12 protein-coding genes are annotated in these 14527 nt (G+C 66.6%); 6 read left to right on the top strand and 6 right to left on the bottom strand.

Annotated elements, in window-relative coordinates; translation table 11 throughout:
- From ACYQ2W_RS15130 to ACYQ2W_RS15140, 3 genes are all read right to left on the bottom strand, one after another.
- Positions 1-316: nucleotidyltransferase domain-containing protein (locus ACYQ2W_RS15130; RefSeq protein ID WP_459868854.1), on the bottom strand; the 316-nt coding region annotated here is incomplete at its 3' end.
- A gap of 263 nt (positions 317-579) precedes the next feature.
- Positions 580-1302 carry an integron integrase gene (locus tag ACYQ2W_RS15135; protein WP_459868857.1) on the bottom strand — a complete coding sequence of 241 codons (723 nt, stop codon included), beginning with the start codon at positions 1300-1302 and terminating at the stop codon, positions 580-582.
- Entirely contained in the window at positions 1269-1664 is a 396-nt protein-coding gene (locus tag ACYQ2W_RS15140) for a phage integrase N-terminal SAM-like domain-containing protein (protein WP_459868860.1), read from the bottom strand. The genes ACYQ2W_RS15135 and ACYQ2W_RS15140 overlap by 34 nt, the downstream gene beginning before the upstream one ends.
- Before the next feature lie 350 nt (positions 1665-2014).
- Between ACYQ2W_RS15140 and ACYQ2W_RS15145 the strand changes: the two genes are divergently transcribed.
- The 3 genes from ACYQ2W_RS15145 to ACYQ2W_RS15155 all read left to right on the top strand — a co-directional run bounded on the left by ACYQ2W_RS15145 (position 2015) and on the right by ACYQ2W_RS15155 (position 3865).
- Positions 2015-2812 (top strand): hypothetical protein, encoded by a 798-nt coding sequence (locus ACYQ2W_RS15145; protein ID WP_459868863.1) that lies wholly within the window; start codon positions 2015-2017, stop codon positions 2810-2812.
- 87 nt (positions 2813-2899) lie between these two features.
- On the top strand, positions 2900-3394 hold the full coding sequence (locus ACYQ2W_RS15150; RefSeq protein WP_459868866.1) for a type II toxin-antitoxin system VapC family toxin: 495 nt from the start codon (positions 2900-2902) through the stop codon (positions 3392-3394).
- 96 nt (positions 3395-3490) lie between these two features.
- Complete coding sequence (locus ACYQ2W_RS15155; RefSeq protein ID WP_459868868.1) at positions 3491-3865, top strand: iron chaperone; 375 nt, start codon at positions 3491-3493, stop codon at positions 3863-3865.
- A gap of 136 nt (positions 3866-4001) precedes the next feature.
- Here the strand turns inward: ACYQ2W_RS15155 and ACYQ2W_RS15160 are convergent, their stop codons facing one another.
- Both ACYQ2W_RS15160 and ACYQ2W_RS15165 read right to left on the bottom strand, forming a co-directional pair.
- Positions 4002-4976: a DNA-binding response regulator gene (locus ACYQ2W_RS15160; RefSeq protein ID WP_459868871.1), complete on the bottom strand. Its 975-nt coding sequence runs from the start codon at positions 4974-4976 to the stop codon at positions 4002-4004.
- Positions 4977-4979: 3 nt separating this feature from the next.
- The gene (locus ACYQ2W_RS15165) at positions 4980-6581 is read right to left on the bottom strand and encodes a TolC family outer membrane protein (RefSeq protein WP_459868874.1); all 1602 of its coding nucleotides are present in this window, start codon (positions 6579-6581) and stop codon (positions 4980-4982) included.
- 198 nt (positions 6582-6779) lie between these two features.
- On the opposite strand from ACYQ2W_RS15165, the gene ACYQ2W_RS15170 reads away from it, so the two are divergent.
- Together ACYQ2W_RS15170 and ACYQ2W_RS15175 are read left to right on the top strand one after the other, a co-directional pair.
- Complete coding sequence (locus ACYQ2W_RS15170) at positions 6780-8333, top strand: TIGR02677 family protein (RefSeq protein ID WP_459868877.1); 1554 nt, start codon at positions 6780-6782, stop codon at positions 8331-8333.
- The gene (locus tag ACYQ2W_RS15175; protein WP_459868880.1) at positions 8330-9523 is read left to right on the top strand and encodes a TIGR02678 family protein; all 1194 of its coding nucleotides are present in this window, start codon (positions 8330-8332) and stop codon (positions 9521-9523) included. Before ACYQ2W_RS15170 ends, ACYQ2W_RS15175 begins: the two co-directional genes overlap by 4 nt.
- 163 nt (positions 9524-9686) lie before the next feature.
- Here the strand turns inward: ACYQ2W_RS15175 and ACYQ2W_RS15180 are convergent, their stop codons facing one another.
- Positions 9687-9992 carry a UPF0175 family protein gene (locus tag ACYQ2W_RS15180; protein WP_459868883.1) on the bottom strand — a complete coding sequence of 102 codons (306 nt, stop codon included), beginning with the start codon at positions 9990-9992 and terminating at the stop codon, positions 9687-9689.
- Between the two features lie 377 nt (positions 9993-10369).
- Here ACYQ2W_RS15180 and ACYQ2W_RS15185 point away from each other — a divergent pair, with 377 nt between their 5' ends.
- Complete coding sequence (locus tag ACYQ2W_RS15185; protein ID WP_459868886.1) at positions 10370-14473, top strand: TIGR02680 family protein; 4104 nt, start codon at positions 10370-10372, stop codon at positions 14471-14473.
- Positions 14474-14527: the final 54 nt, after the last annotated feature.

The raw sequence follows: 14527 nt of genomic DNA on the forward strand, positions 1-14527 counted from the left end.
AGGTGACCGGCACCCGCCCGGCGATGGCCTGGAGTTCCTGCTCCACCCGCTCCCACAGGCCGTACTGACGAACCTGCGCCGGGTCGGAGACCACCACCAACAGGTCGTAGTCGGAGAAGTAGCCGTGGAGCGGGTCCTCGACCCAATCGCCGCGGGCATAGCTGCCGAACAGCACCACCCAGTCGAGGGCCACCGCCGCGCAGAGCCGCTCGGTGATCGCCTGGAGCTGAAGCCGCTTGGGCTCGGGCAGGTGGTCGAGGGTATTGGTGAGGCAGCGGGGAGCGCTGTTGGCGGAGTCGGTAGGGAGGGTGGTCATGGCGTGGGGTGCTGACGATGTGGCTATGTTGTTTTCCACAGTATCGGGGAGCCGACGAGGCCTTTCAAGGAAGGGGGATCATTTTCCTCTTCCGTCTGATAATCAGTAAGAAATTTCCTATAAATCCACCTTTTCGCCCGTGAAGGTGACTACTACTTGCCCCTCCGATTGAACCGCAGATCTTCGCAGATAAGTTTTCGGCCAAATCTGCGGTTGAGCCTCATGGCGAGGTGAGCCGATACCAAAATAAGACTTTTCCTACATCAATTATCCAACGTGATAGAACCGGGCGCATGCCTGGGCACCGGGGAACACGGTGCGGCAATGCTTACCGGAAGTGCCGGCGCCGGGTTCCCCGGTCCGCCGATCATTCCATCCAACGGGCTTCGAACCGCACCACCACCACGTTGTAATACATGGGTATAGATCTCGGTCGTCTTGACGTCGTTATGTCCCAGCAGTTCTTGAACGGTACGGATGTCGTATCCCGACTCCAGGAGATGAGTGGCAAAACAGTGCCTCAGCGTGTGCGGGGTGGCCCGCTTGGCTATGCCCGCGCCGCGCACCGCCGTCTTCATGGCCTTCTGGATCGGTCCGGGGTCCATGTGGTGCCGTTTCTCCCGCCCGCTGTGCGGGTCGATTGCCCGGTTCACGGAAGGGAAGAGGTACCACCAGCGCTCGTCGAACGGGGCGCGAGGGTATTTCCGCGCCAGTGCGAAGGGCAGTGATACCTCCCCGAAACCCTCCTGGAGGTCGGCATTGCGTACCCGCAACGCTTCCTCGATTTGGTTGCGCACTGGAGCCAGAAGCGATTCCGGCAGGGGAACGAAGCGGTCCTTACCCCCTTTCCCGCTACGGACGGTGATTTGCCGGTAGCCGAAATCGATATCCTGAACCCGCAGCCGCAGCATTTCGGTGACCCGCAAGCCCGCGCCGTACATCAGACTGGCCATCAACCAGTAGCGCCCCGACAGCCGGTCGAACACCGTGCCACCTCGTCTCGGGTGAGCACCACCGGGACATGGCGCGAACGCTTGGCACGCACCACCCCGTCGATCCAACCGATATCGACGTTGAGTACCTGCTTGTAGAGGAAGAGCAGGGCGCAGAGGGCTTGGTTTTGGGTGGAAGCCGAGACCTTTCTCTCGGTAGCGAGAAAGGTGAGGAATCGTACCACCTCCTCCTTCCCCATCTCTTTCGGATGACGCAGACCCGAAAAGCGGATGAAGAAGCGAATCCAATAAGCGTAGGACTGCTCGGTACGGTAGCTGTAGTGGAGCGTCTTGATCCGTTCACGCACCTGCTGTAGCAGCCGCGGAGGGCGGGGGGAGGGCGGATGTGTATCCATGGCGATTTCTCCCGAACGGGTGGATGGCCTTTGTGTGCTGTAATTAAATACAGCATTTGTCGAATCGGCAAGTGCCAAATCGGGATATGTCAACGATTTTCCCGTAACCTACGGAAAGCACAGAATTTTTTAATGATGGGTGGATATTCGCCGCGAAGTGTTATGCTGCTCAAATTCACTTTAATGCAGGGATATGCGGCCATCCAGCGGCCTAACTCTCCTCGTAGCGGACTGAGGGATGTTCTGTATGTCGATGGAAATTAACAGTAATATCGGGATTGTTGCGGTGAGGGCTTGGCGGTTAAGACGCCGTTGGTCCGCCGAATAACAAGTTAACAGTCAAAATACACATGAAAAAATTCATCTTTAAAGTCAGCTATAAAAAACTGGCGTTGGGTATTGTTGTTTCTATTTTCGCAATTGTTGGGATATTCTATTTTTCTGATTATTCGACAAATAAACAATACGCATCTAGCGGAATAGATGTACTAAACGATTGTGGTTTAGACATAGAAGCTGTAGCAATGATTCATCCTTTATTTGAAAACAAAGCATCTTCGATTCTTATTGGAATTGTTGATTTTAATAAAATAAAGACAAAATGTACTCACTTCAAATTCATTCTTCCTGGAAACACCCCCGATGTTTTGTTTTATAAAAATGACTCGAATAACCAAGGAGGTTATGTTCAATTGCCAACAAATATTACCAGTTTATCTCCTCTTGGTTATAGAAGTGTCGAAATTGATTTAAAAGATTTTCAAAATTTTACAGGAAACATATTTACTTTGGTTCAAAATTTAAATAAAAAATCTATGTCTGAGTATGAGCTTTATTTTCAGTTTTTTAGTGCAAAAGAGCAGCAAGAAACTTTGAAGAATAGTGTTAAGTCCATCAAAGTTTCAATGCCATTGGATAATTCGTATAATGTCATTCCAGTAGAATCAAGAATTCTCACAAGAAAACCCATTCTGAATCAGTCTGTTTATTGGTTTGATATCAATAGAAATAGCCCATTACTTGAAATTTTGATTGAGGATGAATCTTTAAATAAGTGGAAGAACCTTTTTTCAATAATTTCAGTTATTATTCTTGGACTTTCAATACCCTTATTGATTAATTCGTTTATTACAAAATCTCAAAAATGAAAAAGTGTTAACAAATTGACACACCGGAACTTACTCGTCGCTTCGCTCCTCCCAAGTCCGGTGATCATGGCGTTAGAGCTATAAAACATGGATAGACCACCACCAAGAGCAAACTGTTTTGATGCTTCAGCACTAATAAAGGTGTTTGCAACTGAGTCTGGTAGCGATATTGTCCGAGACTTTTTTTATAACCGATCTCCAACTAAATATGCGACTCCTTTTTGTTTTTACGAGTCACTTAGTGTTCTTAAAGTAAAATGGTTATATCGAAAAGAAATGACAAAAGATGAATATACTGAAGCAGTATTTAGGCTAACTGCTTGGTATGGGTCAAGTACGCGATATGCTAAAGATATTGACCTAGAAAACCCAATAGTATTTTCTAAAGTTCGCGAAATTGCAGGGCAATATTCTCTTGATATATCTGATGCATTTCAAATCATTAGCGTTAAAGACGGATATTTCTCACATCTTATTGATGATTCACAAACTGTCTTAGTAACGGCTGATGAATATCTGGCAAAAGCCGCAAAAGCAGAGGGAGTTAAGTCGTGGTATTGTCTTGGCGATCCGGAACCATAAAATGCTCTAACAATTCGCTCGTGTGGGACGGCTTGCTACGCTGCGCCGCCCCACAGCTTAAACGTTACGCGCATGACAAACGATGGAGTGAACACGGTGCCAAAGTACAACACAATCGATGAATACATTGACGCGCAATCACAACCGCAAGCAGAACGGTTGCAAGAGTTACGAAATGCAATATTAAAGGCTGTGCCAGATGCGATAGAAACCTTCAACTATGGCGTACCAGCTTTCAGTTTTGTACAAAATGGGAAACGTGATCAGCAAATCATGATTGGCGCATTCAAAAATCATGTTGGAATTTATCCTCATCCAACGACTATTGTTGAGTTTGAAAAGGAACTTTCCGAGTTCAATCAAGGTAAAGGATCAATTCAGTTTCCTTTGGATCAGTCAATTCCAATGAAGTTAATAGTAAAGATGGTGAAGTATCGAAAGAAGCTAATTCAAAGCGAGTCGAAGAAATGAACAATGCAAAATGCAAAGTAAACGGCGTGCGTAACAACTGCTTCCAGGGGACACCATAACCGCGCGAACGCGCGGTCACGGCGCCCCTGAAGCAGAGCGTTGGTCAGGTTCCCAATGGGCCCCGGAAGCTAAATGGTTACTTTGGCGGTTGTCGCTGAATCGCCGCCGGCCCGGTCAGGATCAGCTTGATCAACTCCGGCTGCCGGTTGGTACCGGTCTTGCGAAACACCTGCTTCAGTTGGGTGCGCAGGGTGTGCGGACTGAGATGGGTCCGTTCGGCGACGGCGTCGAGGGTCAGGCCGCGGGCGAGCAGGGCGACCAGCCGCGCCTCGGCGGGGGTGAGGCCGTAGAGGGCGGTGAGGGTCTCGGCGGCGACCGGCGGTGGGGCGTGGGGGTCGCTGAGGAAGAGCGCGGTGCCGCCGCCGTGGCCGAGGTCGCTGACCAGTACCGCCAGCGGGTGGCGTTCGCCGCCGCCGAGCAGCAGCGCGCTGCCCTGGTCGTCCAGCTCGCCGCGGCGGACGGCGCCGATCAAGGCGCCGAGCAGGCGGCCCTGGGCGGCCTCCATCACCCGCAGGCGGCGGTCGCGGCCGATGCGCAGCGGGGCGTGCTCGTCGAGCAGGGCGCGGGCGGCGCGGTTGGCGAGCAGCACCCGCAGTTCGGGGTCGAGCAGCAGCACGCCGTGGGGCAGCCGGTCGAGGATCGCGCCGACCCCGGCGCTGGCCGGTGGCGGCGCGGCGCGGGCGCGCTCCACCGCGTGGAGGGCGGCGCGGCGCAGGGCGGTGGGCTCCAGCCGGCTCTTCACCAGGTGGTCCTGGGCGCCGAGGCGGATCGCGCGGCGGCCGCGCTCGTCGTCGGCGTCGCGGTCGAGGAGGATTACCGGCAGCTGGGGGAGCGCCTCGCGCAGGCGTTGCAGCGGGGCGAGATCGTCGTCGTCGAGGGCGAGCAGCAGCAGTTCGGTGCCGTCGGCGGCGAGGGCGTCGAGATCGTCGGGCAGGGCCTCGCCGACGGTGACGTTGAAGGGGGTGTCGGCGTCGCCGCCGAGCATCCAGGCGATCTGGCGGGCGTCTTCGCCGTGGCGGTCGATGAGGGTGACGTGGGTGGGCCGTTCCATGGTTCAGGGCAGCCGGCGGGTGTGCAGCTCGGGTCGGTAGCCGAGGCGGCGCAGTTCGTCGCGCAGCTGTTCGGCGTTGGCCGGGTCGCGGAAGACGCCTAGGGAGACCGCGGGGCGGCCGTCGTCCAGTCGGGCGATGAAGTGGCCGTAGCCCCGGGCGCCCAGTTCGGTGCCGAGGGCCTCGGCGGCGGCGCGGTCGGCGGCGGGCAGAACCACCCACGCGGCCTCGCCGGGGGGCGGTGTTGGCACCGCCTGTGGCGGGGCTTCGGTCGCGGGCTGCGCGGGTGGGGTCGGCGGTTGGGCCGGGGTGTCGGGGATGCGCTCCACGCTCTCGGTGAGCTCGCCCATGGCGGCGAGCAGCTGGTAGCGGGCGAGCAGCGCCTCCTTGCCGGCGGCGATGCGGCGCACCCGCGCGGTGAAGCGCTCGCTCTCCGAGTCGAGCAGGTCGAGCAGCGAGTGCTGGCCGATCTCGAACTCCTTGCGGTAGATCTCCACCACCTCCTCGGCGGTGGCCTGCTGGTGCTCCAGCAGGGCGAGCTTCTCGTCGCTGCGGCCGATGGCGATCCACGCCCGCCGGGTCTGCTCCTCCAGTTGGCGGCGCAGGGCGTCGCGCTGGTCGATGGCGACCAGCCGGCGCGCCGCCGCCTCGCCCTTGCGCGCGCGGTCGGCGCCGCCGGCGTAGAGGTTGTAGCGCAGCACCACCATCGCCCGCAGCTCCTCGTCGTTGCCGCTGACGCCGCCGGCGTTGTCGCTTTCGTCGGCGCTCAGTTCGGCGCCGAGGGTGGGCAGGAAGCCCGCCTCGGCGACCCCCAGGGCGGCCTCGGCGGCGCTTATTTCGGCGTTGGCGCGGGCCATTTCGGGGCTGTTGTCGAGGCTCCGGCTTAGCGCATCCTCCAGCGTCGTCGGCAGCGCCTCGGCGGGGAGGCGGGGGCGGGAGAGCTCGCCGGGCGCCTCGCCCACCACGCGGCGGTAGCCGGCCCGCTCCTGCTCCAGGGTGCGCAGGTTGTCGACGGCGGTGGCGCGGGCCTCGGTGAGCCGTGATTCGGCCTGCTTGACGTCGCCGAGCCCGCCCTCGCCGGCGGCCAGCCGTCCCTCCACCTTGGCGAGGGTCGCGCGGTGGCGTTCGATCTGCTCCGCCGAAAGGCGTACCACCCGCTCCGCCCGCCACACCTCCAGGTAGCGCTCCACCGCGGCCAGCGTCACCGCCTCGCGGCGGCTGCGCAGCGCCTCGCCGGCGGCGTCCAGGCGCGCCCGCTGGCGCTCGATCTCGCGCCGCTTGGCGGGGTCGTAGAGGGCTTGGTTGAGGGTGAGGGCGAGGCGCCGGGAGGGAGAGGCGTCGCGCCGCCCGCCGGCGTCGGAGTCGCCGCGCTCGCGGCCGTATTCGGCGCTGGCGTCGAGCTGCGGGCGGTAGGCGCTGCGCGCGCGGGCCAGCTCCTCGGCGGTGGCGGTTCGCTCGTGCTCGGCGGCGGCCACCTCCGGGTGGAGGGCGAGCGCCTGATGCACCGCTTCGCGCAGGGAGGCGGCGCAGAGCGTCGCCGGCAGCGCGGAGAGCAGCAGCGCGGCGAGGATGGGGAGAGGATGGGTGGGGTGCGGGTTCCGGGGCACGCCTGGGCTCGTCGTTGTTCTGTTGTCGTGTCGGCGTCCGTGATCGCCGTTGGTAGCGGGCAGTGTACTCCACCGGGGCGGGTCGGTGGCCCTTGCAACGAAGATGGGGCGCGCTGCGGGGCCCGCTGCCACAGCCGCTGGTGTTGCCGGTCCGCCGTTGCTATGTTTCCTCGCTCGCCGCAACCCGTGTCGATCCGGATGTCCACCACCGCCTTCAACTACGTCACCGCCGAGAAGGCCCCCCTCTACCGCGCGGTGATGGGCGCCTTCGCCGCGGCCAAGGCGCACTTCGTCATCCATCTGCGGCCGGAGGAGGTGGTGGAGCGGATTGGTGAGCAGTGGTTGCTGGAGGAGGTGCGCGCCGCGCTGGAGAGTCTGGTGCAGTGGGGCAACCTGTTCGCCCAGCCGGATACCGGACGGGTGGCCAGCGTCGAGGAGTTCTACCGCGCGCGCTTCCTCTACCACCTCACCCCGGAGGGGGAGGCGGCGGAGGCGGCGCTGGTCCGTTTCGATGAGCTGCTCGGCCGGCGCGGCGCGCTCCAGGCGGTGGCGCTGCGCGACGTGCGCGACTCGCTGGAGGCGCTGCTGCAACTGGCCGGGGAGGAGAGTCCCGACGAGGGACGGGTGCGCGCGGCGCTGCTCAATCTGCAGCGGCGTTTCTCCGACCTGGCCGAGAACGCCCAGCGCTTCATGGCGGAGATGGGCCGCACCCTCGATCTGCGCACCATCGATCGCGACGCCTTCATCGCCTACAAGGAGCAGGTGAAGGAGTACATCGACCGCTTCATCCGCGACCTGGTGGTGCTCTCGGCGGACATCGCCCAGCGGCTCACCGCGCTGGAGGCGGCCGGCGTCGAGCGGCTGCTGGCGGTGGTCGCCGCGGGGGAGGCGGAGGACTTCGCCCCCGATCCCGCCGAGATGGCCGGGCGCACCCTCGACGCGTTGCGCGGCGAGCGGCGCGAGCAGTTGCTGGCGGAGTGGCGCGCCCATTGGGCGGGGCTCGCCGCCTGGTTCCTCGGTACCCCCGATCACCCCTCGCAGGCCTCGGTGCTGCGCACCCGCGCCCGCGCCGCGATCAACCAACTGCTGGATGCGGTGGTGCGGCTCAACGAGCGGCGCCTCGGTCGCGGCGACCGCTCCGCCGACTTTCGCACCCTGGCCCGCTGGTTCCTGGAGTGCGAGGAGGAGGGCGACGCCCACCGCTTGTGGCGCGCCGCCTTCGGCCTCAGCTCCTGCCGCCACCTGCGGGTCGACGACGACGAGGTGGGCCGCCGCGAGCGCGACCCGGTGCCGCCGGCCACCTCGTGGTGGCAGGCGCCGCCGCTGGAGGTCCACCCCCGCCTGCGCACCACCGGCCGCTATACCCGCCGCGGCGCCTCCAACCAGGTGCGCAGCCGCGGCGACGGGCGGGCGAAGCTTGCCGAACGGCTCGCCCGCGAGAGCGAGCAGGCCCGCGAGGCGCGCCGCCGGCTGGCCACCGGCGAGAGCACCACCCTGTCGGCCATCGGTGAGCTGGATCAGGGGGCCTTCCGCCTGTTGCTGCAACTGCTCGGCGAGGCGCTCTCCGCCGCCCGCCCGCCGCGCGCGCCCGGCGAGACGCCGCCGCCGATCCGCACGGTGACCGGCGACGGCGCGGTGGAGATCGAGATGGAGGCGCTGGCGGAGGGGAGCTTCGCCGAGATCGTCACCCCCGGCGGGGTCTTCGCCGGGCGCGACTACCGGGTGCGTTTCGTCGATCGGGAGGCGGGGTGAACGACGCCGTCGGCCTGCCGCTCACCGACGTGGTCGAGCGCAACCGCCGCGACGAGGAGCGGCGTGCCGCCGGCGCCCTGCTGCGCCACCCGCTGCTGCCGCGCAGCCACCCCGCCTTCGCCCTGGTGCGCCGCCACGCCGACACCCTGCGCGAGTGGTTCGGCCGCGAGACCGGCTGGAAGCTGGAGGTGGGCCAGGAGTTCGCCCGGCTCTACAAGCGGCCCGCCGATCTCGCCGACGACAGCCGCCCGGCCCGCCCCAGTCGTCCGGACAACGCGCCGCCCTTCTCGCGCCGCCGCTACGCGCTGTTCTGTCTCGCGCTGGCCGACCTGGAGCGGGGCGAGATCCAGATCACCCTCGGCCGCCTCGGCGAGGGGCTGACCCGGGCCGCCGCCGATCCGCTGCTCGCCGCGCGGGGGTTGGTCTTTGCCCTGGAGAACCGCGACGAGCGGCGTGACCTGGTGGCGGTGGCGCGGCTGCTGATCGAGCTGGGGGTGCTGGTGCGGGTGGCCGGCGACGAGGAGTCGTTCATCGACGCCCGCGAGCGCGACGTGCTCTACGACGTCAACCGCCACCTGCTCGCCACCCTGCTGGTGACCCGCCGCGGCCCCTCGCTGGTCGACGGTGAAGGGGCCGCAATGGATCTCGAAGCACGCCTCGCGGCGATCAGCGAGGGGTTCGTCGCCGATACCCGCGAGGCGCGCAACAGCGCCCTGCGCCGCCGCCTCACCGCCCGTCTGCTCGACGACCCGGTGCTCTATTGGGACGAATTGGACGAGGAGGCGCGCGCCTACCTCACCAGCCAGCGCCCCCACATCACCCGGCGGATTGCCGAATTCACCGGTCTGGTGGCGGAGGTGCGCCGCGAGGGGGTCGCGCTGGTCGACCGTAGTGGTGAACTGAGCGATCTGCCTTTTCCCTATGAAGGGACCGAGGGCCACGCCACCCTGCTGCTGGCCGATCGTCTCGCCGCTGGCGGCGAACCGCGGACCCTGGCGAGCCTGCACGCCGAGATGCGCGACTGGATCGATCTCCACCGCACCCATTGGAACAAGGGCGCGCAGGCCGAGGGGGCGGAGGTGGCGCTGACCGCACAGGCGGTGGAGCGGCTGCGTGCGTTGAAGCTGGTGCGGCTGGAGGGGGAGCGGGTGATCCCGCTTCCGGCCATCGCACGTCACCGGTTGGGATAGGGCGTGCCGTGCGCGCCATGTTGAAAGGAACCGCGTTCGCTTCGGGGTGGTGCCGTTTGGTTATTCCCCCGCCATTTCAATCACGCGCTTTAGCAAGGAGTCAGATAGCCGCAGCGGATCCAGACTGCCGCATGCCGCCAACAGGGCGAGCAACGGACCGGTATTAATGATCAGCGGGTTCGCCGAGGGCATTGGCCAAGTCCTGTTCCAGCTCTTCGGGCGGATAGTCGATGTAGGGGACGCCGTAGCGCTGCAGGGCGAGGATGAAATCGACGCGCCCCACTCCGGCCAGTTGGGCGGCGTGGCCGGAGGAGAGCCGGCCCATTTCGTAGAGTTTGGCGGCCATCGCGAGCTTTGCTTCCCGTTCGAACTGGGGGCGGGACATCCGCATGACATCCGGTAGGGAGTCGGGATAATCGACGACCAAGTGCATCTCGGGTCTCCGGGGTTTTTGAGGAGGTTCGCTCATCGTGCGTCGGGGGTGTTCAGCGAGCAATGGGGGTGGGATCCTTACCGTGTACCGTTGCCTGGTTGGGGGCATAGGGCGTGCCGCGTTGAAAGGATCCGCGTTTGTTGCGGGGTGGCGCCGACCTCTGCCGGGTGCCGCCGTTCGGCACGGCGCCCGCGGGGCGCCCTATGGGGGAGCGCAGGATATTCGTAGGGTGGATAAGCGCAGCGCATCCACCGAAACGGTTGATCGGAGGTCCATTCGGTAACCGGTGGAGATCGGGATGCCGTATTGGCTCCGAATTGGTGGATGCGCTGCGCTTATCCACCCTACGTTCCTGTCGGGTCCGATCTCCTTCATGGTAAAAACGACGACCGAATTTAGAACGCCAACCCCCGATGTCCCTCCCGCACCCCGAAAAAGCCCGCTGGCAGCCCCTGCGCTGCGGCCTGGTGGATCTCTTCCACTACGACTACCAGGAGTTCCACTTCCGCGACGGCCGGCTGCTGCTGCGCGGCAACAACGGCACCGGCAAGTCGAAGGTGCTGGCGCTGACCCTGCCCTTCCTGCTCGACGCCAATATCACCGCCGCCCGCGTCGAGCCCGATGGCGATGCCAAGAAGCGGATGGAGTGGAACCTGCTGATGGCCGGGCGCTACAACGAGCGGGTGGGCTACAGCTGGCTCGAGTTCGGTCGCCTCGACGAGGCGGGCGAGGCGGAGTTCTGTACCGTCGGTTGCGGCCTCAAGGCGGTGAAGGGCAAGCCGGTGGAGAGCTGGTTCTTCGTCACCCCGCAGCGCGTCGGTGCCGGGGAGGAGGGGCGGCTGAGCCTGCTGGAGAACCGCCGCGCGCTCTCCCGCGACCGGCTGAAGGAGCGGCTCGGCGCCGAGGGGGCGCTCTATCGCGAGGCGAAGCGCTATCGCCAGGCGGTCGACGAGCGGATCTTCCGCCTCGGCGAGGAGCGCTACAAGGCGCTGATCGATCTGCTGATCCAGCTGCGCCAGCCGCAGCTCTCGAAGAAGCCCGACGAGCGGGCGCTCTCCCGGGCGCTGACCGAGGCGCTGCCGCCGTTGAGCGGCGCCATGCTCGGCGATGTCGCCGCCGCCTTTCGCAACCTGGAGGAGGAGCGGGCCGCCCTGGAGGGGCTGGAGGCGGCCCGCGAGGCGGTGGAGGGGTTCCGCGGTCACCACCGCGGTTACGCGCGCAGCGCCTGTCGGCGGCGGGCGGGGCGGGTGCGCGAGGTGCAGCGCGAGGTCGAAGCGAGCGAGACCGCGCTGGGCGGGGCGCGCGAGGCGTTGGCGGCGGCCGAGGCGGGGGCGGCGCGGGCGGCGGGCGAGCGGGAGGCGGTGCGTCACGATCAGGAGCGGGCGCGGGTCGAGGAGCAGACGCTGCGCGACAGCCCCGAGATGCGCGATGCGCGCCGGCTGCGCGACGTCGAGCAGCGGGCCGGGGAGCGCGCCGCGGTGGCCCGCCGGGAGGAGGAGGAGCTGGCGCGGGTGGCGGTCGAGGCGGAGCGGCGCGGTCGCGAGCGGGCGGTGTTGGGGCGGCGGCTGGAGGGCGGTCGGGTGGTGGTGCGCAACGGCATTGCCGGGATGGCCGAGGCCGCCGTCCAGCTGGCCATCGAGGCCGAGCACCGCGCCCTGCTGGAGCCGCTGGCGCTGCCTGATGGTGAGGGTCACGGCGAGGCCGCGATCGCCGCAGCCCGGCGCCGTCAGCAGGGGCTGATCGAGCGCCGCAACGAGCAGATCGACTATCTCGAACGGCTGACGCGGGCGGTGGAGGAGGCCGAGCGCCGGCACGAGGCGGATCACCGGGCGTGGCAGGAGGCGGAGACCCGCGCTGCGGCGCTGGCCGAGGAGCGGCTCGAGGCCGACGCGGCGGTGGCCGCGGCGGGCGAGGCGCTGGTGGGGGCCTTCACCACCTGGTGCGACGGGCTGGAGGAGATGGCGATCGCCGATCCCGAGGCGCTGGCCGGCGAGCTGGAGGAGTGGGCGGAGAGCCTGGAGGGGGAGAGCCCGGCGCGGCGCGCCCTGCACCACGCCCACGGCCGGGCGGCGGAGACGCTGGCCGAGGCGCGGGTGTGTGCCGAGCAGGCCCTGCGCGAGACCGGCGAGGCGCTGCGGGCGCTCGACGGGGAGCGCGAGCGGCTGGAGGCGGGGGAGGAGGGGGCGCCGCCGGTGCCCTACACCCGCGGCGAGGGTGTGCGCGAGGGGCGGGCCGGGGCGCCGCTGTGGCGGCTGGTCGACTTCCGCGAGGGGGTGGCGGCGGCGACCCGCGCGGCCGTCGAGGCGGCGCTGGAGGATGCCGGGCTGCTCGATGCCTGGGTGGAGCCCGACGGTGCCCTGCTGGCGCCGGGGCGCTGGGAGCGGATCGCGCTGCCCGTGGGCGAGGTGGCGGCGAATCTCTCGACGGTGTTGGTGCCGTCGGTGGATCGCGAGGATGCCGCGGCGGCGGGGGTGAGCGACGGGACGGTGGCGCGGCTGCTCGCGGCCATCGGTTGGGGTGAGGGGGCGGGAGCGGCCTGGATCGACGGGGACGGGCGCTGGCGTTTGGGGCCGCTCCACGGCGCCTGGGGCAAGCCGCGGGCGGAGTATCTCGGCCGGGGGGCTCGCGAGGCGGCGCGTCGTCGGCGGCTGCGCGAGTTGGCCGAGGCGATCGCTGCCGCGCAGGCACGATTGGGTGAACAGCAGGCGGAGTTGGAGCGGCTCGCCGCGCGTCGCGACGCCCTGGAGGCCGAGCGGCGGCGCGCCCCCGACGAGGAGCCCTTGCGCGAGGTCCACCGCCGGGCGGCAGAGGCGGCGCGCCGGCAGGCGCTACAGCGGGAGGAGGTGGCGCGTCGTTTGGCGGTGTTGGACGAGGCGCGCCAGCGGCTGGAGGGGCGGCGCGAGGAGGCGCTGATCGCCGCCGAGGAGCTGAGCCTGCCGGGCGAGCCGGCGGCGCTGGCCGCGGCGCGCCGCCGGTTGGGAGATTACGCTACCGCCGCCGCGGCCTTCTGGCCCGAGCTGCGCAACCACTGGGAGGGGCTGGAGCGCGACCGCGGCCTGCACCGGGAACTCGACGAGATCACCGCCCGCCGCGAGCGGCGCGCCGCGGAGGCGGAGCGGGCCGCCCGCGACGCCCGCGAGGCGCAGGCCGAGGCGGCCACCCTGCGCGCCACCGTCGGCGCGGGGGCGGCGGAGGTGGAGCGGCGGCTGGCCGAGGCGCAGGCCTCGCTGCGGCGGCTGGAGCGGCGCCAGGAGGCGTTGGACAAAGAATATGTCGAACAGCGCGAGGCGGCGGCCGAGGCGCGCTCGCGGGTGGCCGGGCTGGAGACGCAACGGGCCGGCCTGGAGCGGGAGCGGGTGACGGCGGTGGACGGCCTGCGCCAACTGGCCACCCTCGGCCTGATCTACGCCGCCTTCCCCGAGATGGCGCGCCTCGCCCGGCCGGAGAAGTGGTCGGTGAGCGACGGGGTGAGCCTGGCCCGCGGGCTGGAGCGGCAACTGCGCGGGGTGAAGCATGGCGACGAGAACTGGAACGAGCTGCAGAAGCGGCTGCAGGAGCAGGTCACCGAGTTGCAGTCGACCCTCTCCCGCTACGGCCACGAGGCGACCACCGAGCCGGTCGACGAGCTGCTGGTGGTGCGGGTGGTGTTCCATGCCCGGCCGTGCGACGTGGAGGAGCTGATCGGGCTGCTGCGCGGGGAGATCGCCGACCGCTGTGCGCTGCTCGACGAACGGGAACGCAAGCTGCTGGAGCACCACCTGATCGACGACGTCGCCGGCCACCTGCAGGGGATGATCCTCGAGGCCGACGGGCTGGTGGCGCGGATGAACGGCGAGCTGGAGAGTCGCCCGACCAGCACCGGGATGAAGCTGCGGCTGAAGTGGCGGGCGCTGAAGGACGGCGAGGAGTGGGAGAACCGCACCGCGCCGACCGGGCTGGCCGAGGCGCGCCGGCGGCTGCTGCGCCAGGAGGCGGGGATGTGGTCGGAGGAGGAGCGCGCGGCGGTGGGGGCCTTCCTCAAGACCCGCATCGATGATGCCCGCGCCGCCGACGAGGGGGGCACGCTGCAGGAGGTGCTGGCCCGCGCCCTGGACTACCGCCACTGGCACCGCTTCGAGGTGGAGCGCTGGCAGGACGGCCAGTGGCGCCCCGCCTACGGACCCGCCTCCGGCGGCGAGCGGGCGCTGGTGGTGACCATCCCGCTGTTCGCCGCCGCCTCCAGCCACTACACCAGCGCCGGGGCCCACGCCCCCAGGCTGGTGCTGCTCGACGAGGCCTTCGCCGGGGTCGACGACGATTCGCGGGCCAAGTGCCTGGGGCTGTTGGCGCAGTTCGACATGGACGTGGTGATGACCAGCGAACGCGAGTGGGGCTGCTACGCCGAGGTGCCGGGGCTGGCGATCGCCCAGCTCACCCGGCACGAGGAGATCGACGCGGTGCACGTCTCCCATTGGTGGTGGAACGGCCGGCGGCGGCAGCGCGGCGAGGAGCCGCCCGATTTCGAAGGCGTCGCATAGGGCGCCCCGTGGGCGCCGTGTGCAACGGAGGCAGCGGACGCACGGTCTCGGGCG

Source organism: Endothiovibrio diazotrophicus, from assembly GCF_054657215.1.

Excerpts from the sequence above, each read along its gene's own strand:
- ACYQ2W_RS15170 (WP_459868877.1), top strand. The coding sequence starts at position 6,780 with ATGTCCACCACCGCCTTCAACTACGTCACCGCCGAGAAGGCCCCCCTC.
- ACYQ2W_RS15180 (WP_459868883.1), bottom strand. The coding sequence starts at position 9,992 with ATGAGCGAACCTCCTCAAAAACCCCGGAGACCCGAGATGCACTTGGTC.
- ACYQ2W_RS15185 (WP_459868886.1), top strand. The coding sequence starts at position 10,370 with ATGTCCCTCCCGCACCCCGAAAAAGCCCGCTGGCAGCCCCTGCGCTGC.
- ACYQ2W_RS15150 (WP_459868866.1), top strand. The coding sequence starts at position 2,900 with ATGGATAGACCACCACCAAGAGCAAACTGTTTTGATGCTTCAGCACTA.
- ACYQ2W_RS15140 (WP_459868860.1), bottom strand. The coding sequence starts at position 1,664 with ATGGATACACATCCGCCCTCCCCCCGCCCTCCGCGGCTGCTACAGCAG.
- ACYQ2W_RS15145 (WP_459868863.1), top strand. The coding sequence starts at position 2,015 with ATGAAAAAATTCATCTTTAAAGTCAGCTATAAAAAACTGGCGTTGGGT.
- ACYQ2W_RS15160 (WP_459868871.1), bottom strand. The coding sequence starts at position 4,976 with ATGGAACGGCCCACCCACGTCACCCTCATCGACCGCCACGGCGAAGAC.